Here is a 22,893-nt window from a genome sequence, read left to right on the forward strand (position 1 = left end):
CGCTGCCTACTGTTGCTGCTTGCCCGCGCCGCGCTTTTGCGCGCGTCGCGCGAAACCGCGCTAGCCTTCGAGCCGCTCGATCTGGGCATCGATTTCCGACGCGACGCGCTCGATGAACATCAGCTGCCGCACCGCCTCGCCCGCCGCCTGATTCGCGCCGTGATCGAGCGATGCGCCGAGCTTGTCGAAGCGCCGACGCTCCTCGTCGCGCAACTCGATGAGCAGCGCGTCGAGCGCGTCGACGTTCTTCGCCGCGGCCGCGTCCTCGATGTTCTCGCGCCACTCCATCTGCTGCATCAGGAACCCGGGCTCCATCGCCGTGTTGTTCTCCGCGCCGACATTGATGCCGCGCAACGACAGCAGGTAGGTCGCGCGCTTGAGCGGATCGCGCAGCGTCTGATAGGCCTCGTTCGCGCGCGTCGCCCACTGCATCGCGATGCGCTTTTGCGCATCGCCGGCCGCCGCGAAGCGATCCGGATGCACCTGCGCCTGCACGGTGCGGTACGCGTGATCGAGCGTGCTCGCGTCGAGCGCGAATTGCGCCGGCAGACCAAACAGATCGAAGTGGCTGTCGTTCAGCGAGGCCATCGGATTAAAGTCCGTTGATGAAAACTGGTATGGAGACGTCGGGCCTTGTCAGGCGTGACCGGTTCAGTGGAGCGCGGATCAAACTAAAAAGGCGGCCCGCGCCGCCTTTTATCCGCCGCACGCGGAAGGTAACGAATCTAGACGCGGAACGACTCGCCGCAGCCGCATTCGTCTTTCACGTTCGGGTTGTTGAACCTGAAGCCTTCGTTCAGCCCTTCGCGCGCGAAGTCGAGCTCCGTGCCGTCGATATACGCGAGACTCTTCGGGTCGACGACGACCTTCACGCCGCCCGTCTCGAACACCTGGTCTTCCGGCGCGAGTTCGTCCACGTACTCGAGCTTGTAGGCGAGGCCCGAGCAACCGGTGGTGCGCACGCCGACGCGCAACCCGATGCCCTTACCGCGGCGGGTCAGATACCTCTGGACGTGCTGTGCTGCCTTTTCGGTCAACGTAATTGCCATAACGTTTCTCAGTTGCCAGAGTGCGCGGCGCGCGTGTTCGCGCCGCGCTCCCCGGTTGCTTCTTTCTTACCCTGTTGCTCAGGCGGCCTTGCCGTCTTCGACAACCGCTGCTTCGCCGTGGCGCTGCTTGTAGTCGGCGACCGCTGCCTTGATCGCGTCTTCCGCGAGGATCGAGCAATGGATCTTCACCGGCGGCAGTGCCAGTTCTTCGGCGATCTGCGTGTTCTTGATCGACATCGCCTGGTCGAGCGTCTTGCCCTTCACCCATTCGGTGACGAGCGAGCTCGATGCGATGGCCGAGCCGCAGCCGTAGGTCTTGAACTTCGCGTCTTCGATGATGCCGTCCGCGCCGACGCGGATCTGCAGCTTCATCACGTCGCCGCAGGCCGGCGCGCCGACCATGCCGGTACCGACCGTGTCGTCGTCCTTCGCGAAGGAACCGACGTTGCGCGGGTTTTCGTAGTGGTCGAGGACCTTGTCGCTATAAGCCATGATTACACTCCTTGATTCGTTTCAACCTGCAATGCGATGAACGTTCGATGTCCGCTTCGTCCAGCCGGCGCGTCAGTGCGCGGCCCACTGGATGGTCGACAGATCGATCCCGTCCTTGTGCATTTCCCACAGCGGCGACAGATCGCGCAGCTTGGAAATCTTCGACTTCAGCAGGTTGATCACGTAGTCGATTTCCTGCTCGGTCGTGAAGCGTCCCACCGTGAAGCGGATCGAGCTGTGCGCGAGTTCGTCGTTGCGGCCAAGCGCGCGCAGCACGTACGACGGCTCCAGCGACGCCGATGTGCACGCCGAGCCCGACGACACCGCGACGTCCTTCACCGCCATGATCAGCGATTCGCCTTCGACGAAATTGAAGCTGATGTTCAGGTTGTGCGGCACACGCTTTTCCATGTCGCCGTTCACATACACTTCCTCGATTTGCGACAGGCCTTTCAGCAGCCGGTCACGCAGCATGCGGATGCGCTCGTTTTCGGTCGCCATCTCTTCACGCGCGATACGGAACGCTTCACCCATGCCGACGATCTGGTGCGTGGCGAGCGTGCCCGAACGCATGCCGCGCTCGTGACCGCCGCCGTGCATCTGCGCCTCGATACGGATACGCGGCTTGCGACGCACGTAAAGCGCGCCGATGCCCTTCGGGCCGTAGGTCTTGTGCGCCGAGAACGACATCAGGTCGACCTTCAGCTTCTGCAGATCGATCTGGATCTTGCCGCTGGCCTGCGCCGCGTCGACGTGGAAAATGATGCCCTTCTCGCGCGTGATCTCGCCAATCGCCTCGATGTCCTGGATGACGCCGATCTCGTTGTTGACCGACATCACCGACACCAGAATCGTGTCCGGGCGCAGCGCCGCCTTGAACGCGTCGAGGTCGATCAGACCGTCGTCCTTGACATCCAGATAGGTGACTTCGAAACCTTCGCGCTCGAGCTCGCGGGTGGTGTCCAGCACCGCCTTGTGCTCGGTCTTCACCGTGATGATGTGCTTGCCCTTGCTCTTGTAGAAGTGCGCGGCACCTTTCAGAGCGAGGTTGTCCGACTCCGTCGCACCCGAGGTCCAGATGATCTCGCGTGGATCGGCGTTCACGAGCGCGGCCACCTGCTCGCGCGCTTCCTCGACTGCGCGCTCGGCGGTCCAGCCATAAGCGTGACTACGCGACGCGGGATTGCCGAACTGCTCGCGCAGATACGGGATCATCTTGTCCACCACACGCGGATCGATCGGCGTCGTGGCGCTGTAGTCCATGTAGATAGGCAGATGGAGAGAGTCGTTATTCATCAATTGCTCCGGGGACGTCAAGTGCTCTGGCTTCTGGGTTCGATATGGGCCTGCGGCGAGGGTTTTCTATTGCGTGCCGCGCTTCACGAACCGGCCATGTTGAAAACGGAATTGGGACCCTTGGGCGCCACGCGCACGGGTTCGACCGCCGGCGCGTCGTTGCGCCTGTCGCGCAGCACCGCCGGCGTGCCTTCGCGCGAACGCTGCTGATCCGCCAGATCCTTCAGCGAAACCGAATCGAGGTATTCGACCATTTTCTGGTTCAGCGTGGACCACAGCTCATGCGTCATGCAGTGGCCGTCGTGCTGCTTGGTGCCTTCGCATGTGCCCTTACCGCCGCACTGGGTGGCGTCGAGCGGTTCGTCGACCGCGATGATGATGTCGGCCACCGTCACCTCTTCGGCACGGCGCGCGAGATTGTAGCCACCGCCCGGTCCGCGCACGGATTCGACGATTTCATGACGGCGCAGCTTGCCAAACAGCTGCTCGAGATACGACAGGGAGATGTGTTGGCGCTGGCTGATACCCGCAAGCGTCACCGGGCCCTGCTCCTGGCGCAGCGCCAAGTCGATCATCGCCGTGACGGCGAAACGGCCTTTCGTGGTGAGTCTCATATGATGTGGGAACCGCAATTCTCGACAAGTTTGGTCAAGTATAAATACATGAGCGATTTAGTCAAGTATGGGTGGTAAATTTTGTGTCATTCGCTTAATTGATCGCCATACGTCGACGCCGCGCCCCCCACCCGTGTGGTGCGTCTGCGTTCTTCGCCCGATGCCTACGCGAGCAACTGCGGGCGCAGCGCGGCGATCAGCCCGCGGCAGGCTGCTTCGCACTGATCGAGCACCAACTCGAAGCCTTCCGCGCCGCCGAAATACGGATCGACAACCTCTCGCGCGCCGCTCCAGCGGCCATCCGACTCAGGCACGAACTCCATCAGCAGACGGATCTTGTCGCGCTGTGCGGGCGGGCACAGTTGACGCAACGCGGCGACGTTTCGGTCGTCCATGGCAATCAGCAGATCGAAGCGCTCGAAGTCCGCGACCGTGATCTGGCGGCCGCGCAGCGCGTCGAGCGCATAGCCGCGCTGGCGGGCCGCGTGTTGCGCACGTTCGTCGGGCGCCGCGCCGATGTGCCAATCGCCGGTGCCGGCCGAATCGATCAGGATGCAGTCCGCAAGCTTCACCTCGTCGACCAGATGACGCATCACGCCCTCCGCCGTCGGTGAACGGCAGATATTCCCGAGGCAAACGAAACAGATGGACACAGTTTTCATCAGGGATTTTCGACGCTCGAGACGCCGCGCGTGAGGTCGTCAGACAGTCAGCGGACTGCGCCGCGATTATACAAATCTCGACAGATTCGCGCCGAGCGGGGCGCAGCCAGCAAGATCAGCGGCTTCGGAGCGTCGCGGTCCGCCGCGCCGGCTTACGATGCCTCGGCGAGCGGCGTCGCCGTGGCGGCACGCATCGGCTTGGCCGGCAATGCCGACGCCGTGTCGATCATGCCGTACGACACCGCGCGTGCGAGTTCGGCGGTCAGATGGTTGGCGTCGAGCGGCATCTGCGAAGCGCGCGAAGCGGTTTGGCCGTTGACGTGCAGAAACGCGAGCACCGCGAGCGGTACAACGATGGCTAGGGGCCAGTACACCGATATTGTCTTTTTCATGATGTGTTTTTCAATTAGGGGCGCATGAGCTTATGACGCACTATGCCCTAACGAAATGCTATAGAAATTCACAATCGGGAAAAACCCGCCCGCGCGAGATAGATCGTTGCTTGATACGAAACAGTCAATTGAGACCTCTTTCGGGAACCATTGGCGCATCGCTGGCACACAAAAGTAAAGCTTACAAACGCATACAAAGCCGCCGCGACGGACGGCGACAATGACGGTCTTATTCTTACCCTTACATTTCTTTGCACCACAAAATGAAACGCATTGCATCTCTCGTTGGCCTGATGGCCGCCGCGCTGCTCGCCGGCTGCGCGGCCTATCCGGACGGCACGCCGATGTACGGCAACGGCTACGGCGCCTATAGCGGCTACAACGGTTATGACGTTTCCGCATACGCGCCGGGTGCCGCGGTCGTGCCGCAAACCAATGTGTACCTGGGCTACGGCGATTACGGTCCGGGACGCTACTACGGCCCGGCGCCGGGCTCCGGCTATCGCGGCTATCCGGATCGCGGTCATCCGAACGACAACGACTGGCACCACGGCGATCACGGCAACGGTCATGGCAACAATGGCGGCGGCCCTGGACAACCGCACGGCGGCCCGCCGCCGCAGGGCGCAGCGGGCGGTCCGCACGGCCCTGGTGGCGCCAATGGCGGCCCGCACCCCGGCGCGGGCGGCCCGCCGCCGGGCCAGCCGCAAGCCGGCAACGGCGGTGGACGAGGCAACGATTTGGGGAGAAATGCGCCCGCGCGTCAGCCGGGGCAGATGACCGAACATTGAAGACGGAGCGGCGCTGAAGCATCCCGCCGGCTTCTTCGCCCATTTCGACGGCTGCGCGAGCGCGCAGCCGTCAAATCAATCCCAATGCCGCCCGCTCAGCCAATATGGCTACGCTGCGCGGCATACAACTCGCGGAACGTACGACCCACCGGCGCCGGCATGTCGCGCGTATCGGTCCAGCCCGCGCCGCCGAGCGGCAGTTTGGCGATCGACCGATTGCGCCCACCCATGCGCTCCAGCACGCGCACGGCGAGTTTGGTAAAGAGCGCATAGGCATCGGGATGCAGCGCGAGCCAGCCCCACAGCGCCAACCCGGCGCGCTCCGTCCACGGCCGCAGGTGTCGCTCCATCTGCTTTTCGCGCAGCTTGCGCAACAGATCGGACAGCGGGATACCGACCGGGCACACGCTATTGCATTCGCCGCATAACGTCGCCGCTTGCGGCAGGTCGAGCGCCTTGTCGATGCCGACATAGCTCGGCGTCAGCACCGACCCCATCGGCCCCGGATAGACCCAGCCATATGCGTGCCCGCCGACCTTCTGATACACCGGGCAATGGTTCATGCACGCGCCGCAGCGGATGCAGCGAAGCATCTCCTGGAAGTCGCCGCCGATCAGCCCTGTGCGGCCACCGTCGACGAGCACCACGTACATATGCTCGGGCCCATCCTGATCGCCCGCGCCACGCGGCCCGGTCAGCATCGAAAAATAGTTCGAGGTGGCCTGACCGGTTGCCGAACGCGGCAGCAGGCGCATAGCCGTCGCGAGATCCTCGAGCGTCGGCAGCACCTTCTCGATGCCGGTGACAGCGACATGCACGCGCGGCATCACCGTGCACATACCTTCGTTGCCCTCGTTGGTCACGACCGCGACCGAGCCCGTTTCCGCGATGATGAAATTGCCGCCCGTCACGCCCATGTCCGCGCTCAGAAAATGCGGCCGCAGCATCTCGCGCGCCTCACGCGTCATGTCGGGAATCTCGGTAAGCCGCGGCCGGCCGTGCGTCTTCGCGAACAGGTCGGCGATCTCGTCCTTATCCTTGTGAACGACCGGCGCGATGATGTGGCTTGGCGGCTCGTTGTCGTTGATCTGCAGGATGTATTCGCCAAGGTCGGTTTCGATCGACTGCACGCCCATCTGCCCGAGCACTTCGTTCAGACGCATTTCCTCGGTGACCATCGACTTGGTCTTGATCACCTTCTTCACGTCGTGCTTGCGCGCAATGTCGCCGACGAGCCGCGCGGCCTCCTGCGTGGTCTCCGCGAACAGCACCGTCACGCCGCGCCGGGTCGCCTCGCGCTCGAAGGTTTCGAGCCACACGTCGAGATTCTCGAGCGCGCGATCACGGCGCTCCTTGAGCGCGGCCCGCGTCGCGGGGAAATCGATCGCGGTCATCGCGCTCGCGCGCGCCGACACGAACTTCGTGGACAGCTTGGTCAGGTTCTGCTGCAGGCGCTGGTCGGCGAGTTTCTGACCGGCGCGAGCCTTGAACTGCATCGATTGGACTTGCATGGCGGCCCTGATGAGATCGGATTGAAACGCGCGGCGCATTCGCGCCCGACGCAATGCGTGACAGACAAGATAAACGTGACGCGAACAATGGCGGTGTTCGCCGCGCGGGGATTACACGTCGCCGGCCAGCACCTGTGCGATATGCAGCACGCGCGTTGTCGAGTCGCCGTTGCGGCGCAGCCGCCCTTCGATATTCAATATGCAGCCCAGGTCGCCGAGCACCACCGCACCGGCGCCGCTCGCGGCGATGTTCGCGCACTTTTCGTCGACGATCGCGGTCGAGATATCGCCGTATTTGACCGCGAAAGTGCCGCCGAAGCCGCAGCAATGCTCGCAGCCTTTCATCTCGGTGACCGCGACGCCGACCTGCGCGAGCAGTTCGCGCGGCTGTTCCTTGACGCCCAGTTCGCGCAAGCCCGAACACGAGTCGTGATAAGTCACCTGTCCCGCGAACTCGCCCGGTTGCAACTGCACCTTCGCGACGTTGACGAGGAAATCCGTCAGCTCGAACACCTTGCCGCGCAGGCGGCCGAAACGGTTCATCAGTTCGGGATCGTCGCGGAACAGGTCGCCGTAGTGCGCGCGGATCATGCCGCCGCACGAGCCCGACGGCACCACCACATAGTCGAACTGTTCGAACTCGCGCAGCGTTTTCTCGGCAAGGTCGCGCGCGAGGCGGCGGTCTCCCGAGTTATACGCAGGTTGCCCGCAACAGGTTTGCGCGGGCGGCACTACGACCTCGAAACCGGCGCCTTCGATCAGCTTGATGACGGAGAAACCGATCTCGGGACGCATCAGGTCAATCAGGCAAGTGATGAACAATCCGACTCGCATGAGCCCTCCTTGCGGGGAAACGTCCCTGATTATCCGCTGTTTGCCGGTGCAATACCAACGGCCGGAAGGCATAGGAAGCACGCCGCGCCGGATTGGAAGCGCGCCTCGAAGCGTTCGCTTTTTTCACAATACGAGATACAATCAGTTTTTCGCTGTTTGACGCATCCACCGATTCTCATATGAGCGATACGAACCCGGATCCCAAAACTTCGATCCAGGTGATCGAACGCATGATGCGCCTGCTCGACGCACTGGCGGCGCATAGCGACCCGGTCAGCCTGAAAGAACTGGCCATCCGCACGGAGCTGCATCCATCCACCGCGCACCGCATCCTGAACGATATGGTGATGTGCCGGCTGGTCGACCGTTCAGACCCCGGCACCTACCGTCTTGGCATGCGCCTGCTCGAACTGGGCAATCTCGTCAAGGCGCGCCTGTCGGTGCGCGACGCGGCGCTCACGCCGATGCGCGAGCTGCACCGCGAGACCGGGCAGACCGTGAACCTGTCGGTGCGTCAGGGCGACGAAATCGTCTATATCGAACGCGCGTATTCGGAGCGCTCGGGCATGCAGGTGGTGCGGGCGATCGGCGGGCGCGCCCCGCTTCATCTGACCTCGGTCGGCAAGCTGTTCCTCGCGGCCGACGAAGCCACCCGCGTGCGTGCCTACGCAACACGCACCGGTCTGTCGGGCCACACGCAGAACAGCATCACCGATCTCGCGAAACTCGAGCGCGAGCTGTCGCATGTGCGCCAGCAGGCCTGCGCGCGCGACAACGAGGAACTGGAGCTGGGCGTGCGCTGCATCGCCGCCGGCATCTACGACGATACCGGCAAGCTGGTCGCGGGACTGTCGCTGTCGGCGCCGGCCGATCGTTTGCAGGATTCATGGCTCGGGCAGTTGAGCCAGACCGCGTTGATGATTTCGGAATCGCTCGGCTACCGGCCGCAGCCACAGCAGGACCATGCGCACGGCGGGCACGGCTCACATGGCTCGCACGGCCAGCATTAGTGAAGGGGGCGGCCGCCCAACCGCCGTTGCACCCTTTGCCCTCCCGCCGGCGCCATGAAAAAAGCCTCGCATCCGCGAGGCTTTTTCTTTGCACGTCAGCTGCAGCCGGACTGACTACCACCGGCTGAGTATGCGTTGCGGCTTCAGGTACCCGGACCGCCGGCATCGGCGCTCGTGATACGCGGCTGGTCGCCGCCGTTGTCGAGCCACGTACGCAGACGCGTCGCGTCCGCGAAACGCGAGTACTTGCCCGACGAATCGAGCAGCACCAGGATCATCGGCCGGCCGTGGATGGTCGCCTGCATCACGAGACACTCGCCCGCTTCGTTGATGAAGCCGGTCTTCTGCAGACCGATGTCCCACGTCGGGTTGCGCACCAGCGCGTTCGTGCTGTTGTACGCGAGCGTGCGCTTGCCGGTGTACACCTCATAGCTGTGATCGGTCGAGAACTTGCGGATCAACGGGTACTGATACGCCGCGTTGACCATCTTCACGAGATCGCGCGCGCTCGACACGTTCATGCTCGTCAGACCGGTCGGGTTCTCGAAGTGCGTGTCGTTCATGCCGAGCTGCCTCGCCTTCGCGTTCATCGCCGCGAGGAACGCCGGACGGCCGCCCGGGTAGTAGCGCGACAGCGCCGCCGCCGCGCGGTTTTCCGACGCCATCAGTGCGATGTGCAGCATGTCCTCGCGCGACAGCACCGAGCCCACCGACAGACGCGAACCGGTGTTCTTCTCGTAGTCGCGGTCTTCGTCGGTGACTTCGATCTGATCGGTCATCGGCTCTTTCGAATCGAGCACCACCATCGCCGTCATCAGCTTGCTGATCGATGCGATCGGTACCACCGCGCGCGAGTTCTTGTCGAACAGCGTCTCGCCGCTGTTCTGGTCGATCACATAGGCGACGCTCGAGCGCAGCATCAGCGCGTCCGGCGTCTCGTGCAGACCAAACGCCTGGCCGACGCTCGGCTGGCGCGGCTCGTACGCGACGCGTCGCATCACCGAACGGTGTCGGCCGTTTGCCGTGAACGTGACGCGCTTGCGTTTGACGCCGGCGTGCGGGGCATCTTCATCCGCCGCAGCGGCTTTCACGGCCTCACCCTTGCCGGCTTTCGCCGCATGGCTCGACACCTTTGCGGTGGCGGCCGCCTGCGCAGGCTTCCTGGCAGTGTTAGCGTGTTTGGAAGTTTTTGCGGATGCAGCAGACGTAGCTGCGAAAGTGCTGACAGGCGTAGCGAACGCCGCTGCGACGGCCAGCGAGACGGCCACCGATAGAGCGGTGCTGCGCGCCGCGCCGTGGAGCACTTTTAGCGACGAAAACATGTCGGTTTTCATGGGTGTTCGATAGGGAGCGGCGAGAGGTTTCCGCAAGTGTAGTAAAGCAACGAAAAATTAGCAATTTGAAGCACTTATACGCGCTCCTTAAACCGGCTTGTCAGCTCCGATCGCGAAAACACGAATAAGTGCCGCGCCTCGATCGAAAAAAACGATCGTCGTGAGCAAGCCTCGCCATCGCCGCCCGGCCCAATCGAGCAGATCATTGCAGGATAACGGCAATTTTGAGACAACCTTGATCCGGGGAAATACTGTCAGAGCACAGGCCGAAACTACTGCGCCGCGCCATGAAGGCGTTGCGAGCGTGCGACGGACTTTTTTAAGTAAGTGTCTGACGAAAGTCGCTAACGCGCGTTCGACCGCCATCGTTCTTTAACGTTCCTTGTCATCTTGTGGTTTACATCGAATTGATGATGATCGGTTTTTCAAGGGCGAATTGCTGCCACACGGAAAAATAATCTCCCGACGGCCTGCTGAACGGTTGGTTTATGTCGCACCAGCACGGTGCAACGAGCAATCGTTCCGCGTCATATTAATGACATGCCTACTGTATAACCTATTGTTTTGTCGGCGTTTTCTTAACATTGTGCGATGCACAAAAACCGCTTGACATTCCTTGTAGGCATCCTAAAATGGGAACCATTGCTGCGATGCACAATACATCGCGGTCCGGGGAGACGATGAACCTGCGTCTCGCCACCCACCCAATGCGGTCCGCACAGACCGGCCGCAATCCAGGAGCGTAAACCATGACTCTGCTGACCCCTGAGCAATTCGCCGCAGCCCAGAAAGCCAACTTCGAAACCCTGTTCGGCCTGACGACCAAAGCATTTGAAGGTGTCGAAAAGCTGGTCGAGCTGAACCTGCAAGTTGTGAAGTCGACGCTCGCCGAAAGCCAGGAAAATGCCCAACGCGCGCTGTCCGTGAAGGACGCGCAGGAACTGCTGGCACTGCAAGCAAGCCTCGCGCAGCCGGTGGCTGAAAAGGCGCTGTCGTATGGCCGCCATGTGTACGAAATCGTTTCGGCAACGCAGGGGGAATTCACCCGCGTCGCGGAAGCGCAATTCGAAGAGCAAAACCGCAAGGTTCAGGCGCTCGTCGAAAACGTCGCCAAGAACGCACCGGCCGGTTCGGAAACCGCTGTCGCCGTGATGAAGTCGGCTATCACCGCCGCCAACACCACGTACGAAACGGTCCACAAGGCAACCCGCCAGGCTGTCGAAATCGCCGAAAGCAACTTCAACGCAGCTGCAACGGCCGCTTCGAAGGCAGCTTCGCAAGCCGCTGCGCAAGCATCGCGCGCCGCCGCCAAGAAGGCCGTCTAAGCTTCCACGCGTCAACACGCCAGGCTTTATGCCTCGCGTCGTCTTTCACGCCGGCCCAGCCTATGCGCTGCGCCGGCGTTATCGCAAGCAACAGCGTCGTGCCGTTGCCGCTTATACGGTTTGATGAGCCGAACGCTCCGATACGTTGCAATGGCGTATCGTTTGCCCGGCCGCCAAGCCGGGATTTTTTTGCCCGCCACTGGCCGCCACGAAAACAGAAACGGCGCGCTCCGCCATGGAGCGCGCCGTTTTTCTTTGCCGTACGGCTCGACCGGCTTTGCCGCGCCCGCATGTCGTCATGCAGGCGCGGTGCACCGCGTTACTTCTTCTTGACGGGTGGCAGATCGGTACAGACGCCTTCATACAACTCGGCCGCCATGCCGATCGATTCGCCGAGCGTCGGATGCGGATGGATCGTCTTGCCGATATCCGTTGCGTCCGCGCCCATCTCGATCGCGAGACAGACTTCGCTGATCAGGTCGCCCGCGTTCAGACCGACGATACCGCCGCCGATCACGCGATGCGTTTCCTCATCGAACAGCAGCTTCGTGAAGCCCTCGTCGCGACCGTTGGCGATCGCGCGACCCGATGCGGCCCACGGAAACACCGCCTTGCCGAACTTGACGCCTTCGGCTTTCAGCTGGTCTTCCGTCTTGCCGGCCCAAGCCACTTCCGGATCGGTGTAGGCCACCGACGGAATCTGCAGCGCGTCGAAGTACGCCTTCTCGCCATGCGCGGCTTCCGCCGCCACGTGGCCTTCGTGCACGGCCTTGTGCGCGAGCATCGGCTGACCGACGATGTCGCCGATCGCGAAGATGTGCGGCACATTCGTGCGCTGTTGCCTGTCGACTTCGATGAAGCCGCGATCCGTCACCGCGACACCGGCCTTTTCCGCGCCGATCCGCTTGCCATTCGGCGAGCGGCCGACGGCCACCAGCACGAGGTCGTAGCGTTGCGGCTCGGCCGGCGCCTGCTCGCCCTCGAACGACACGTAGATGCCGTCGTCCTTCGCTTCGGCGGCGATGGTCTTGGTCTTCAGCATCACGTTCGCGAAACGCTTGCTGTTGTACTTCTCCCAGACCTTGACCAGATCGCGGTCCGCGCCGGCCATCAGGACGTCGAGCATTTCGACCACGTCGATGTTCGCGCCGAGCGTCGAGTACACGGTTGCCATTTCGAGACCGATGATGCCGCCGCCGATCACGAGCATGCGCTGCGGAATCTGGCGCAGTTCGAGCGCGCCGGTCGAATCGACGACCCGCGGATCTTCCGGAATGAACGTCAGCTTCACCGCTTCCGAGCCCGCTGCGATGATCGCCTGCTTGAACCTGACGACCTTCTTGCCGCCCTCGGTCTGCACTTCCATGTGGTTCGGATCGACGAACGCACCCGTACCGACCACCACTTCGACCTTGCGCGCCTTCGCCATGCCGGCGAGACCGCCGGTCAGCTTCCTGACCACGCCGGACTTGAAATCGCGCAGCTTGTCGAGATCGATCTGCGGCTTGCCGAACGTGATGCCGTGGGCGGCAAGATCAGCCGCTTCGTCGATGACGAGCGCAGTGTGCAGCAGCGCCTTCGACGGGATGCAGCCGACGTTCAGACACACGCCGCCGAGCGTCGGATAGCGCTCGACCAGCACGGTCTTCATGCCGAGGTCGGCGGAGCGGAACGCGGCCGAATAACCGCCGGGGCCCGAACCGAGCACGAGCATGTCGCACTCGATGTCGGCGCTGCCCGAATAGCTGCCGGCTTGCGCAGCCGCTGCGGCGGCCTTCGGCGCCGCAGCGGCAGGCGCCGGCGCGGGAGCCGCCTTCTCGGGCGCTTTCGGCTCCGCAGCGGCCGCAGCCGCGCCGCCCGCCGTTGCCTCGACGAGCGCGATGACCGTGCCCTGCGAGACCTTGTCGCCCGGCTTGATACGCACTTCCTTGACGGTGCCGGCGGTATCGCTCGGCACTTCCATCGACGCCTTGTCGGATTCGAGCGTCAGCAGCGACTGCTCTTTTTCGATGGTGTCGCCCGGCTTGATGTTGACTTCGATGACGTCGACGTCCTTGAAGTCACCGATGTCCGGCACTTTTACTTCGACGAGACTCATGGTGTCCCCTTCTCTTATTGATCGATGATGAGCGCGCCTTCGCGCACAGCGCACGTGAGCGCGAACGCGCGGACGGCGCGACGCGGATCGGTCGAAACCATCCGCGCCCGCGCCGGCGGACCTCACCAGCCGGTCAAAGAATCACACGCCGGAAATCGGCAAGAATCGAACCGAGGTATGCGTTGAAGCGCGCGGCTTCCGCTCCGTCGATCACGCGATGGTCGTACGACAGCGACAGCGGCATGGTCAGGCGCGGCTCGAACAGCTTGCCGTCCCACACCGGCTTCATCGCGCTGCGCGACAGGCCGAGAATCGCGACTTCAGGCGCATTGATGATCGGCGTGAAGTGCGTGCCGCCGATACCGCCCAGCGACGAGATCGAGAAGCAGCCGCCCTGCATCTGGTCCGGCTTCAGCTTGCCCTCGCGCGCGGCCTTCGACAGGTCGGCCATTTCCTTCGCGATGTCGACGAGGCCCTTCTTGTCCGCGTCGCGAATCACCGGCACCATGAGGCCGTTCGGCGTGTCAGCGGCAAAACCAATGTGGTAGTACTGCTTGAACACCAGGTTGTCGCCGTCGAGGCTCGCGTTGAAGGTCGGGAATTTCTTCAGGGCCGCCACGCAGGCCTTGATCACGAACGCGAGCATCGTGAACTTGACGCCCGCCTTCTCGTGTTCCTTGTTCAGCTTGACGCGCAGCGCTTCGAGCTCGGTGATGTCCGCCTCGTCGTTGTTCGTGACGTGCGGGATCATGACCCAGTTGCGATGCAGGTTCGCGCCCGAGATCTTCTTGATGCGCGACAAAGGCTTCGGATCGATCGGACCGAACTTCGTGAAGTCGACCTTCGGCCACGGCAGCAGATTCAGCTCGCCACCGCCGGCGGCCGGCGCAGCCGCACCAGCCGGCGCCGCGCGCTGGCCCGTCATCACGCCCTTCACGAACGCCGTCACGTCGGCCTGCGTAATGCGGCCCTTTGGACCCGTGCCCTTCACCTGGCCGACATCGACGCCGAGTTCGCGCGCGAACTTGCGCACCGACGGCGACGCATGGCTCGGATGACGCGAGCCGCCTTCTCCAGCCGGGATCAGCGGCGCCTGCGCGAGCGCGGACGGCGCGGCCGGTGCCGGGGTCGGCGTGGCCGGCGCGTCGAACGGCTTTTCAGTCGGCGCCTTCGCGGCCGGTGCCGGGGCGGGTGCCGGGGCAGCGCCGCCTTCCGCTTCGATCACGACGATGACCGAGCCTTCCGACACGGTATCGCCAACCTTGACCTTCACTTCCTTGACGACACCGGCGGCCGAGCTGGGCACATCCATCGTCGCCTTGTCGGATTCGAGCGTGACGAGCGACTGTTCCTTCTCGACACGATCGCCGACCTTCACCGCGATCTCGATCACGGGGACGTCTTTGTAGTCGCCGATATCCGGCACCTTGATTTCCTGCACGCCGCCTGCCGCCGCGGGTGCGGGCGCCGCAGCGGGAGCTGCCGCCGGCGCAGGAGCAGGAGCCGGTGCGGCAGCCGGCGCGGGCGCCGCGGCAGCGGCGTTGGCGCCTTCGAGCACGATGATCAGCGTGCCTTCGGACACCGCATCGCCGACCTTGACCTTCACTTCCTTGACGACGCCGTCGGCCGAGCTCGGCACGTCCATCGTCGCCTTGTCGGATTCCAGCGTCACGAGCGATTGCTCTTTTTCGACGGTGTCACCCGCCTTCACCAGCACCTCGATCACAGGGACGTCCTTGTAATCGCCGATGTCCGGCACCTTGACTTCGATCGCTTGACTCATTGTTAGTGTCTCCTGGGCCGCGCACGCCGCCGGCCCCTCGCGATGAGGAGCAAGCGCGTGCATCGTGGCACACGGGTGATGCGTTAGACGGTCATCGGGTTGGGTTTGGCGGGATCAAGGTTGTACTTCTTGAGCGCCTCGGCGACCACCTTGCGTTCGATCGTGCCTTCGTCCGCCAGCGCGTTCAGCGCGGCGACCGTGACCCAGTAGCGATCGACTTCGAAGAAGTGACGCAGCTTCTCGCGCGTGTCCGAACGGCCGTAGCCGTCGGTGCCCAGCACGACGAACTTCTGCGGCACGAACGCGCGGATCTGCTCGGTCAGCGCGCGCACGTAGTCGGTCGATGCGATGACCGGACCCGGCGCATCCTTCAACAGCTTCTCGACGTGCGACAGCTTCTTCTCTTCGGTCGGGTGCAACAGGTTCCAGCGCTGCACTTCGTGACCTTCGCGCGCGAGCTCCGTGAAGCTCGGCACGCTCCACAGGTCGGCGTTGACGCCCCAGTCGTTTTTCAGCAGGTCGGCCGCGGCGATCACTTCGTTGAAGATCGTGCCCGCGCCCATCAGCTGCACGTGCGGCGCCTTTTTATCGGCTGCGGTCTTGCTGAACGCGTACATGCCCTTGATGATGTCGGCCGCCACGGTCTCGCCCTGCGGGATCGCCGGGTGCTCGTAGTTCTCGTTCATCACGGTGACGTAGTAGTAGACGTCTTCCTGGTCGGCGACCATGCGGCGCAGACCGTCCTGCACGATGACCGCGAGTTCGTAGCCGAACGTCGGGTCGTAGCTGATGCAGTTCGGCACCGAAGCCGCCCACATCAGCGAGTGGCCGTCTTCGTGTTGCAGGCCTTCGCCGTTCAGCGTCGTGCGGCCCGCCGTGCCGCCCAGCAGGAAGCCGCGCGAGCGCATGTCGCCAGCGGCCCATGCGAGGTCGCCGATGCGCTGGAAGCCGAACATCGAGTAGAAGATGTAGAACGGGATCATGATCTCGCCGTGCGTCGAGTACGACGTCGCGGCCGCGATCCAGTCGGCCATGCCGCCGGCTTCGTTGATGCCCTCCTGCAGGATCTGACCGGTCTCCGACTCACGGTAGAACATCAGCTGGTCGGAATCTTCCGGCACGTACTTCTGGCCGTCCTGATTCCAGATACCGATCTGACGGAACAGTCCTTCCATGCCGAACGTACGCGATTCATCCGGCACGATCGGCACGACGCGCTTGCCGAGCGCCTTGTCCTTCAGCAGGATGTTCAGGATCCGCACGAACGCCATCGTCGTGGAGATCTCGCGGCCTTCGCCCGTGCCCTTCAACAGCGGCTCGAATGCCGACAGTTCCGGCACCGGCAGCGACTCGGCCTTCTGACGACGCGCCGGGAGATAGCCGCCCAGGTCCATGCGCTTCTGGCGCATGTATTCGAGTTCCTTCGAGCCTTCCTCGAACGTCAGGTACGGCACATCGACGATCTGCTCGTCCGTGATCGGCAGACGGAACTGGTCGCGGAACTTCTTCAGCTGCTCCACCTGCATCTTCTTCTGCTGGTGGGTGATGTTCATCGCCTGGCCGGCTTCGCCCATACCGTAGCCCTTGATCGTCTTCGCGAGGATGACGGTCGGCTGGCCCTTCGAATTCGTCGCTTCCGTGAACGCCGCGTAGATCTTGTGCGGATCATGGCCGCCGCGGTTCAGATTCCAGATGTCGTCGTCGGACCAGTCGGCGACCAGCGCCTTCAGTTCCGGCGTGTTGAAGAAGTGTTCGCGCACGAACGCGCCCGACTCCGACTTGTACGTCTGGTACTCGCCGTCGACGACTTCCATCATGCGGCGCATCAGCGCGCCCGACTTGTCGCGCGCGAACAGCGCGTCCCAGCGGCTGCCCCAGATGACCTTGATCACGTTCCAGCCGGCGCCGCGGAATTCGCTTTCGAGTTCCTGGATGATCTTGCCGTTGCCACGCACCGGACCGTCGAGACGCTGCAGGTTGCAGTTGATCACGAACACGAGGTTGTCCAGACGCTCGCGACCGGCCATGCCGATCGCGCCGAGCGATTCCGGCTCGTCCGTTTCGCCGTCGCCGAGGAAGGCCCAGACCTTGCGGCCGTCGGTCTTCGCGATGCCGCGCGCCTGCAGGTACTTCATGAAGCGCGCCTGGTAGATCGCCATGATCGGGCCCAGGCCCATCGACACGGTCGGGAATTGCCAGAAGTCCGGCATCAGCCACGGATGCGGATACGACGAGATGCCCTCGCCGCCGACTTCCTGGCGGAAGTTGTCGAGCTGCTTGTCGGTCAGGCGACCGAGCAGGAACGCGCGCGAGTAGACACCCGGCGACGAGTGGCCCTGCACGAACACGAGGTCACCGCCGTGCTCGGCCGACGGTGCGTGCCAGAAGTGGTTGTAGCCGACGTCGTACAGCGTGGCGGCCGATGCGAACGACGCGATGTGGCCGCCGACGTTGGTTTCCTTGCCGGCGCGCAGCACCATCGCCATCGCGTTCCAGCGGGTGTACGAGCGGATACGGTGTTCGATGTCCTGGTCGCCGGGGTTCTTGGCCTGGCGCGCGACCGGAATCGTGTTGATGTAAGGAGTGTTAGCAGAGAACGGCAGATGTTCGCCGTGCACGCGTGCGAATTCGATCTGTTTTTCGATCAGGTAGTGGGCACGGTCAGGGCCTACTGCAGAAATCACGCCATCCAGCGCTTCCAGCCATTCGCCGGTTTCCTGGGGATCGTCGTCTTTATCGGCGGCGACATATTTCATGACTTCGTCGGGTACAGCGGACATGCTCGTCTCCTGGGTATGGGGAACGCACTTTGAACAGACGACGCGGACGCAGGAACGGCCGCGGCAGCTCCGGCCGATTGTAATAAGGGTCCCGACGTCAGCGCAACCAAATTTTCAAATTACGAGATCAATTCTCATAATGCGGAAAATTGCTGCAACGCAACCTGGTTTGACTGCCGATCGACTGATCCGCCGGCTAGTTTGCACCGATTAACTGCACTTTCCGTGCTTTTTTGCGCCATTTGTCGGGGACGTGCTGAGCTACAATGCCACGCATGTTGACCGAACGGCTCTTCTCTCGCTCGGCGCGCACCGCGGGTTCGCCGGCGGATTCGTCGCCGTCCTCGCGCTGGCACCACGGACCCTGGTGGTCCAATTCCTATTTGCTGACGCCGCTCCTGTCGATCCTGGTGTTCCTCGTCGTCATGAGCCTGATTCTGTGGAGTCTGAACCGGCGCGAGCAGCAACAGCAGGAAGACACGCTGTACCGCAACGTCGCGTGGGCGCAGCAGCAGATCCGCCTGTCGATGACGGGCGCGCAAGAGCAGATCCAGGCACTCGCGCGCGACCTCGCCGCCGGCCATGCCGACGAGCATTCGTTCCAGGTGAGCACCACGGACATCATGCAGGGGCATCCTGAGATCCTCTACATGAACTGGTACACGGGCCAGCAGCAGCCGCGCTGGCCCAACGCCGCGCCGCCGGTGCTCGGCCAGCGGCTCGCGCGTCCGAACGACGCGCAGATGGACGAAGCTGTCAAGGCCGGCTTCGCCGAGGCGCGCAACACGCGCCGCCAGGTGTACTCGCCGCTCATCTACGACGACCTCGGCGACGGCTTCATCACGCTGCAAACGCCGATCTTCCGCGACCGCGATTTCCTCGGCACCATCGCCGCGGTGTTCTCGGTGGAAGGCATTCTGAAGCGCGACATCCCGCCCGAGCTGTCGGCCAAATACAAGATCTCGATCATCGACGCGAACAACCGCGAGTTGACCACCACGTCGACCCGCCCGCGCCTGCCGCGCGACATGTTCTACGACCTGCCGCTCGACCCGCCGGGCCAGGGCATTTCGGTGCGCGTGTACGCGTTCCCGCAGATCACCAACTTCACGAACAACACGCTGGTGTGGCTGGTGGCCGGCCTCTCCTGCTTCGTACTGTGGAGCCTGTGGAGTCTGTGGAAGCACACGCGCCAGCGCTTCGAGGCGCAGCAGGCGCTCTACGCGGAAGCGTTTTTCCGCCGCGCGATGGAAAACTCGGTGCTGATCGGCATGCGCGTGCTCGACATGCACGGCCGCATCACGCACGTGAACCCGGCGTTCTGCCGCATGACCGGTTGGGACGAAAGCGACCTCGTCGGCAAGAGCGCGCCGTTCGCCTACTGGCCGCGCGACGCGTACCCCGAGATGCAGCGTCAGCTCGACATGACGCTGCGCGGCAAGGCGCCCTCGTCCGGCTTCGAGCTGCGCGTGCGGCGCAAGGACAGCTCGACGTTCCACGCGCGGCTCTACGTGTCGCCGCTGATCGACAGCTCGGGCCGCCAGACCGGCTGGATGTCGTCGATGACCGACATCACCGAGCCGAAGCGCGCGCGCGAAGAGCTCGCCGCCGCCCACGAACGTTTCACGACCGTGCTCGAAAGCCTCGATGCGGCGGTGTCCGTGCTCGCCGCCGACGAAGCCGAGCTGCTGTTCGCGAACCGCTATTACCGGCATCTATTCGGCATCCGCCCGGACGGCCACCTCGAACTCGCGGGCGGCGGCTTCGACGCCTCGCAGGCGTCGTCCGATTCGATCGACATGGTCGACACCTTCGTCGGCCTGCCCGCCGCCGCGCTGACTGAAAGCGCCGCCGACGCGCAGGAAATCTACATCCCCGGCATCCAGAAGTGGTTCGAGGTGCGACGCCAGTACATCCAGTGGGTCGACGGCCATCTCGCGCAGATGCAGATCGCGACCGACATCACGACCCGCAAGCGCGCGCAGGAACTCGCGCGCCAGCAGGACGAAAAGCTGCAGTTCACGAGCCGCCTGATGACGATGGGTGAAATGGCCTCGTCGCTCGCGCACGAACTGAACCAGCCGCTCGCCGCCATCAATAACTATTGCTCCGGAACCGTCGCACTGGTTAAATCCGGTCGAACGACGCCCGACAATCTGCTGCCGGTGCTCGAAAAGACCGCGCAGCAGGCGGTGCGCGCCGGCATGATCATCAAGCGTATCCGCGAGTTCGTGAAGCGCAGCGAGCCGAAGCGGCAGGCCACGCGGGTCGCGGATATCGTCGCGGACGCGGTGGGTCTCGCCGAAATCGAGGCAAGGAAGCGGCGCATTCGCATCGTTACCGATCTGCGCTCGCGGCTGCCGGTGATCTACGTCGATCCGGTGCTGATCGAGCAGGTGCTCGTGAACCTGCTGAAGAACGGCGTCGAAGCGATGGCCGAAGCGCGCCCGAACGCGGTCGACCCAGTCATCCGCGTGGTCGTGCGACTGGAGAGCGGCTTCGTCTGCATCAGCGTCGTCGACCAGGGGCCCGGCGTCGACGAAGCGACCGCCGAGCGTCTGTTCGAACCGTTTTACAGCACCAAGTCCGATGGCATGGGCATGGGGCTGAACATTTGCCGTTCGATTATCGAATCGCACCGCGGCCGTCTGTGGGTGGTCAACAACGTCGAATCCGACGGCCACATCACGGGCGCCACGTTCCATTGCAGTCTGCCCATTGGGGAGCCTGACGGCCCGAGCAACGGCGGGTCCGAGGCGCCGATACCACAAACCGTTACGGGAGAGCTATGAACAGCCCAGTCACCACACAGGAAACCGTCTTTGTCGTCGACGACGACGAGGCCGTGCGAGATTCGCTGCGCTGGCTGCTGGAGGCGAACGGCTACCGCGTTCAATGCTTCTCGAGCGCCGAGCAGTTCATCGACGCATGGCAGCCGCATCAGCATCCGGGCCAGATCGCGTGTCTGATCCTCGACGTGCGGATGTCCGGCATGAGCGGGCTCGAGTTGCAGGAACGCCTGATCGCCGACAACGCGTCGCTGCCGATCATTTTCGTGACGGGCCACGGCGACGTGCCGATGGCGGTGTCGACGATGAAAAAAGGCGCGATGGACTTCATCGAAAAGCCGTTCGACGAAGCCGAACTGCGCAAGCTCGTCGAGCGCATGCTCGACAAGGCACGCAGCGAAAGCACCAGCGTCCAGCAGCAGCGCGCCGCGGCCGAGCGCCTCGGCAAGTTGACCGCGCGCGAGCATCAGGTGCTCGAGCGGATCATCGCGGGCCGCCTGAACAAGCAGATCGCCGACGACCTCGGCATCAGCATCAAGACGGTCGAAGCGCATCGCGCGAACATCATGGAAAAGCTGAACGTCAACACGGTCGCCGATCTGCTGCGACTCGCGCTGTCGAACAAGCCGCAAACGGCGCAGTAACAGAGGCACGGGCGGCCTTTCGTTCGGAGGGGCCGTTGGTACGTGGCCGCCATCCGTGGCGGTTGCGTCGCCGGTTCGCGACGGCCTGACCGACGCCGAGTCCGGCGTGCGGGTGGCGTGCGAGCGGCCTGCCCCGCCGCTCGCAGTGCGCTTCCTGGCCGCCACAGGACCGCCGCCTCACCTCCCGGACGCTCCCACGCGCGCCGCGCGCCCCGAATCCACTGCGAAAGCGCGCTGCCGCGCCGGTATAATGTCGGACTTCGCGGCGGCGCCTTGCCCGAACCGGCAGCGCGCCTGTCGCAGGGCGACGGGGCTCCGTCAGCCAGCCGAAGCACGCCGTCGCGCGCCCCTCCGCGCGAGCGCTTCGCCCGCCTGCCAAACCGTCTGTCCCGACCTGATTCCCGATCCCAATCTCGACCCAACGTTCGACCGACCATGACTGCCAAACTGATCGACGGCCTCGCCCTCTCCAAGACCCTGCGCGCCGACGTCGCGGCGCGCGCCGCCGCCCTGACCGCCCGCGGCCATCAGCCGGGCCTCGCCGTGATTCTGGTCGGCGACAATCCGGCCAGCGAAGTGTATGTGCGCAACAAGGTGAAGGCCTGCCACGACAACGGTCTCGGCTCGTCGTTCGACCGCTATCCGGCCGATCTGCCCGAAGCCGACCTGCTCGCGCGCATCGACGAGCTGAATCGCGATCCGGCCATCCACGGCATTCTCGTGCAGTTGCCGCTGCCGAAGCACATCGACAGCCACAAGGTGATCGAGGCGATCGCGCCCGAGAAGGACGTCGACGGTTTCCACGTCGCCAATGCGGGCGCGCTGATGACGGGTCAGCCGCTGTTCCGTCCGTGCACGCCGTACGGCGTGATGAAGATGTTCGCGGCCTACGGCATCGATCTGAAGGGCGCGAACGCGGTCGTGATCGGCCGCTCGAACATCGTCGGCAAGCCGATGGCGCTGCTGCTGCTCGAAGCTGGCGCGACCGTCACGATCTGCCACAGCAAGACGCGCGATCTGGCCGCGCACACGCGCAACGCCGACGTCGTGGTCGCCGCAACCGGTCTGCGCAACATCCTGACCGCGGACATGGTGAAGCCGGGCGCGACCGTGATCGACGTCGGCATGAATCGCGACGACGCCGGCAAGCTGTGCGGCGACGTCGACTTCGCGGGTGTCAAGGAAGTGGCCGGCCATATCACGCCGGTGCCGGGCGGCGTCGGCCCGATGACGATCACGATGCTGCTCGTCAACACGATCGAAGCGGCCGAGCGCGAGGCGGACGCGGCCAAGGCGTAACCGCCGGGCGGTGAGCGCGAGGCGGAGTGAGGCGACTCATCCGTCTCGTCCACCGGGTCATCACCCGCCCTTCTCTCTCGCAGAACCACCGCCTCCTTACCGCGTCGCCGGATCCCGCGGCCCACGCCCCGTCCCAACGCGCGCCCAACGCGCCGCAACATCTGTTAATTTGTCAGCCGATGGATTGGAA

At 63.9% G+C, this 22,893-nt stretch carries 19 protein-coding genes; 6 read left to right on the top strand and 13 right to left on the bottom strand.

What is annotated here, in order from left to right:
- Nucleotides 1-60: 60 nt before the first annotated feature.
- The 7 genes from hscB to OKW29_RS28210 form a co-directional block, all read right to left on the bottom strand.
- Nucleotides 61-588, bottom strand: a complete 528-nt coding sequence (gene hscB / locus OKW29_RS28180) for a Fe-S protein assembly co-chaperone HscB (protein WP_429293401.1) — start codon at nucleotides 586-588, stop codon at nucleotides 61-63.
- A gap of 137 nt (nucleotides 589-725) precedes the next feature.
- Nucleotides 726-1,049 (bottom strand): iron-sulfur cluster assembly protein IscA, encoded by a 324-nt coding sequence (iscA, locus tag OKW29_RS28185; RefSeq protein WP_184022376.1) that lies wholly within the window; start codon nucleotides 1,047-1,049, stop codon nucleotides 726-728.
- Nucleotides 1,050-1,127: 78 nt separating this feature from the next.
- Entirely contained in the window at nucleotides 1,128-1,541 is a 414-nt protein-coding gene (iscU, locus tag OKW29_RS28190) for a Fe-S cluster assembly scaffold IscU (protein ID WP_184022374.1), read from the bottom strand.
- 72 nt (nucleotides 1,542-1,613) lie between these two features.
- Nucleotides 1,614-2,837, bottom strand: coding sequence for an IscS subfamily cysteine desulfurase (locus tag OKW29_RS28195; RefSeq protein WP_429293402.1), 1,224 nt, complete (start codon nucleotides 2,835-2,837; stop codon nucleotides 1,614-1,616).
- 83 nt (nucleotides 2,838-2,920) lie between these two features.
- A complete protein-coding gene (gene iscR / locus OKW29_RS28200) occupies nucleotides 2,921-3,451 on the bottom strand; it encodes a Fe-S cluster assembly transcriptional regulator IscR (protein ID WP_429293403.1) in 531 nt (176 codons plus the stop codon).
- Between the two features lie 164 nt (nucleotides 3,452-3,615).
- Nucleotides 3,616-4,113, bottom strand: a complete 498-nt coding sequence (locus OKW29_RS28205) for a low molecular weight protein-tyrosine-phosphatase (RefSeq protein ID WP_429293404.1) — start codon at nucleotides 4,111-4,113, stop codon at nucleotides 3,616-3,618.
- Between the two features lie 152 nt (nucleotides 4,114-4,265).
- Entirely contained in the window at nucleotides 4,266-4,505 is a 240-nt protein-coding gene (locus OKW29_RS28210) for a hypothetical protein (RefSeq protein WP_184067533.1), read from the bottom strand.
- A 263-nt stretch (nucleotides 4,506-4,768) separates the two neighbouring features.
- Between OKW29_RS28210 and OKW29_RS28215 the strand changes: the two genes are divergently transcribed.
- Nucleotides 4,769-5,296 carry a hypothetical protein gene (locus OKW29_RS28215; RefSeq protein ID WP_429293405.1) on the top strand — a complete coding sequence of 176 codons (528 nt, stop codon included), beginning with the start codon at nucleotides 4,769-4,771 and terminating at the stop codon, nucleotides 5,294-5,296.
- A gap of 95 nt (nucleotides 5,297-5,391) precedes the next feature.
- Here OKW29_RS28215 and OKW29_RS28220 read toward each other — a convergent pair whose 3' ends face one another.
- Nucleotides 5,392-6,807, bottom strand: coding sequence for a lactate utilization protein B (locus OKW29_RS28220; protein ID WP_429293406.1), 1,416 nt, complete (start codon nucleotides 6,805-6,807; stop codon nucleotides 5,392-5,394).
- A 111-nt stretch (nucleotides 6,808-6,918) separates the two neighbouring features.
- Nucleotides 6,919-7,641: a (Fe-S)-binding protein gene (locus tag OKW29_RS28225; protein WP_429293407.1), complete on the bottom strand. Its 723-nt coding sequence runs from the start codon at nucleotides 7,639-7,641 to the stop codon at nucleotides 6,919-6,921.
- 179 nt (nucleotides 7,642-7,820) lie between these two features.
- Between OKW29_RS28225 and OKW29_RS28230 the strand changes: the two genes are divergently transcribed.
- On the top strand, nucleotides 7,821-8,651 hold the full coding sequence (locus OKW29_RS28230; protein WP_090800805.1) for an IclR family transcriptional regulator: 831 nt from the start codon (nucleotides 7,821-7,823) through the stop codon (nucleotides 8,649-8,651).
- Between the two features lie 143 nt (nucleotides 8,652-8,794).
- Here OKW29_RS28230 and pbpG read toward each other — a convergent pair whose 3' ends face one another.
- Nucleotides 8,795-9,985 carry a D-alanyl-D-alanine endopeptidase gene (pbpG, locus tag OKW29_RS28235; RefSeq protein WP_429293408.1) on the bottom strand — a complete coding sequence of 397 codons (1,191 nt, stop codon included), beginning with the start codon at nucleotides 9,983-9,985 and terminating at the stop codon, nucleotides 8,795-8,797.
- Nucleotides 9,986-10,734: 749 nt separating this feature from the next.
- On the opposite strand from pbpG, the gene OKW29_RS28240 reads away from it, so the two are divergent.
- A complete protein-coding gene (locus OKW29_RS28240; protein WP_013089827.1) occupies nucleotides 10,735-11,310 on the top strand; it encodes a phasin family protein in 576 nt (191 codons plus the stop codon).
- A 319-nt stretch (nucleotides 11,311-11,629) separates the two neighbouring features.
- Here the strand turns inward: OKW29_RS28240 and lpdA are convergent, their stop codons facing one another.
- From lpdA to aceE, 3 genes are all read right to left on the bottom strand, one after another.
- Complete coding sequence (lpdA, locus tag OKW29_RS28245) at nucleotides 11,630-13,408, bottom strand: dihydrolipoyl dehydrogenase (RefSeq protein WP_429293409.1); 1,779 nt, start codon at nucleotides 13,406-13,408, stop codon at nucleotides 11,630-11,632.
- A 133-nt stretch (nucleotides 13,409-13,541) separates the two neighbouring features.
- Nucleotides 13,542-15,191, bottom strand: a complete 1,650-nt coding sequence (aceF, locus tag OKW29_RS28250) for a dihydrolipoyllysine-residue acetyltransferase (protein WP_429293410.1) — start codon at nucleotides 15,189-15,191, stop codon at nucleotides 13,542-13,544.
- 83 nt (nucleotides 15,192-15,274) lie between these two features.
- Complete coding sequence (aceE, locus tag OKW29_RS28255) at nucleotides 15,275-17,971, bottom strand: pyruvate dehydrogenase (acetyl-transferring), homodimeric type (protein WP_429293411.1); 2,697 nt, start codon at nucleotides 17,969-17,971, stop codon at nucleotides 15,275-15,277.
- Between the two features lie 275 nt (nucleotides 17,972-18,246).
- On the opposite strand from aceE, the gene fixL reads away from it, so the two are divergent.
- The 3 genes from fixL to folD all read left to right on the top strand — a co-directional run bounded on the left by fixL (nucleotide 18,247) and on the right by folD (nucleotide 22,703).
- Nucleotides 18,247-20,763, top strand: coding sequence for an oxygen sensor histidine kinase FixL (fixL, locus tag OKW29_RS28260; protein ID WP_429294955.1), 2,517 nt, complete (start codon nucleotides 18,247-18,249; stop codon nucleotides 20,761-20,763).
- Complete coding sequence (gene fixJ, locus OKW29_RS28265) at nucleotides 20,760-21,404, top strand: oxygen response regulator transcription factor FixJ (RefSeq protein WP_062129599.1); 645 nt, start codon at nucleotides 20,760-20,762, stop codon at nucleotides 21,402-21,404. Before fixL ends, fixJ begins: the two co-directional genes overlap by 4 nt.
- Before the next feature lie 435 nt (nucleotides 21,405-21,839).
- Entirely contained in the window at nucleotides 21,840-22,703 is an 864-nt protein-coding gene (gene folD, locus OKW29_RS28270) for a bifunctional methylenetetrahydrofolate dehydrogenase/methenyltetrahydrofolate cyclohydrolase FolD (protein WP_090800818.1), read from the top strand.
- The last annotated feature ends 190 nt before the right edge of the window (nucleotides 22,704-22,893 follow it).

This window comes from Paraburkholderia sp. CI3, assembly GCF_050436505.1.
In the GTDB taxonomy this organism is placed as follows: Bacteria; Pseudomonadota; Gammaproteobacteria; order Burkholderiales; family Burkholderiaceae; genus Paraburkholderia; species Paraburkholderia tuberum.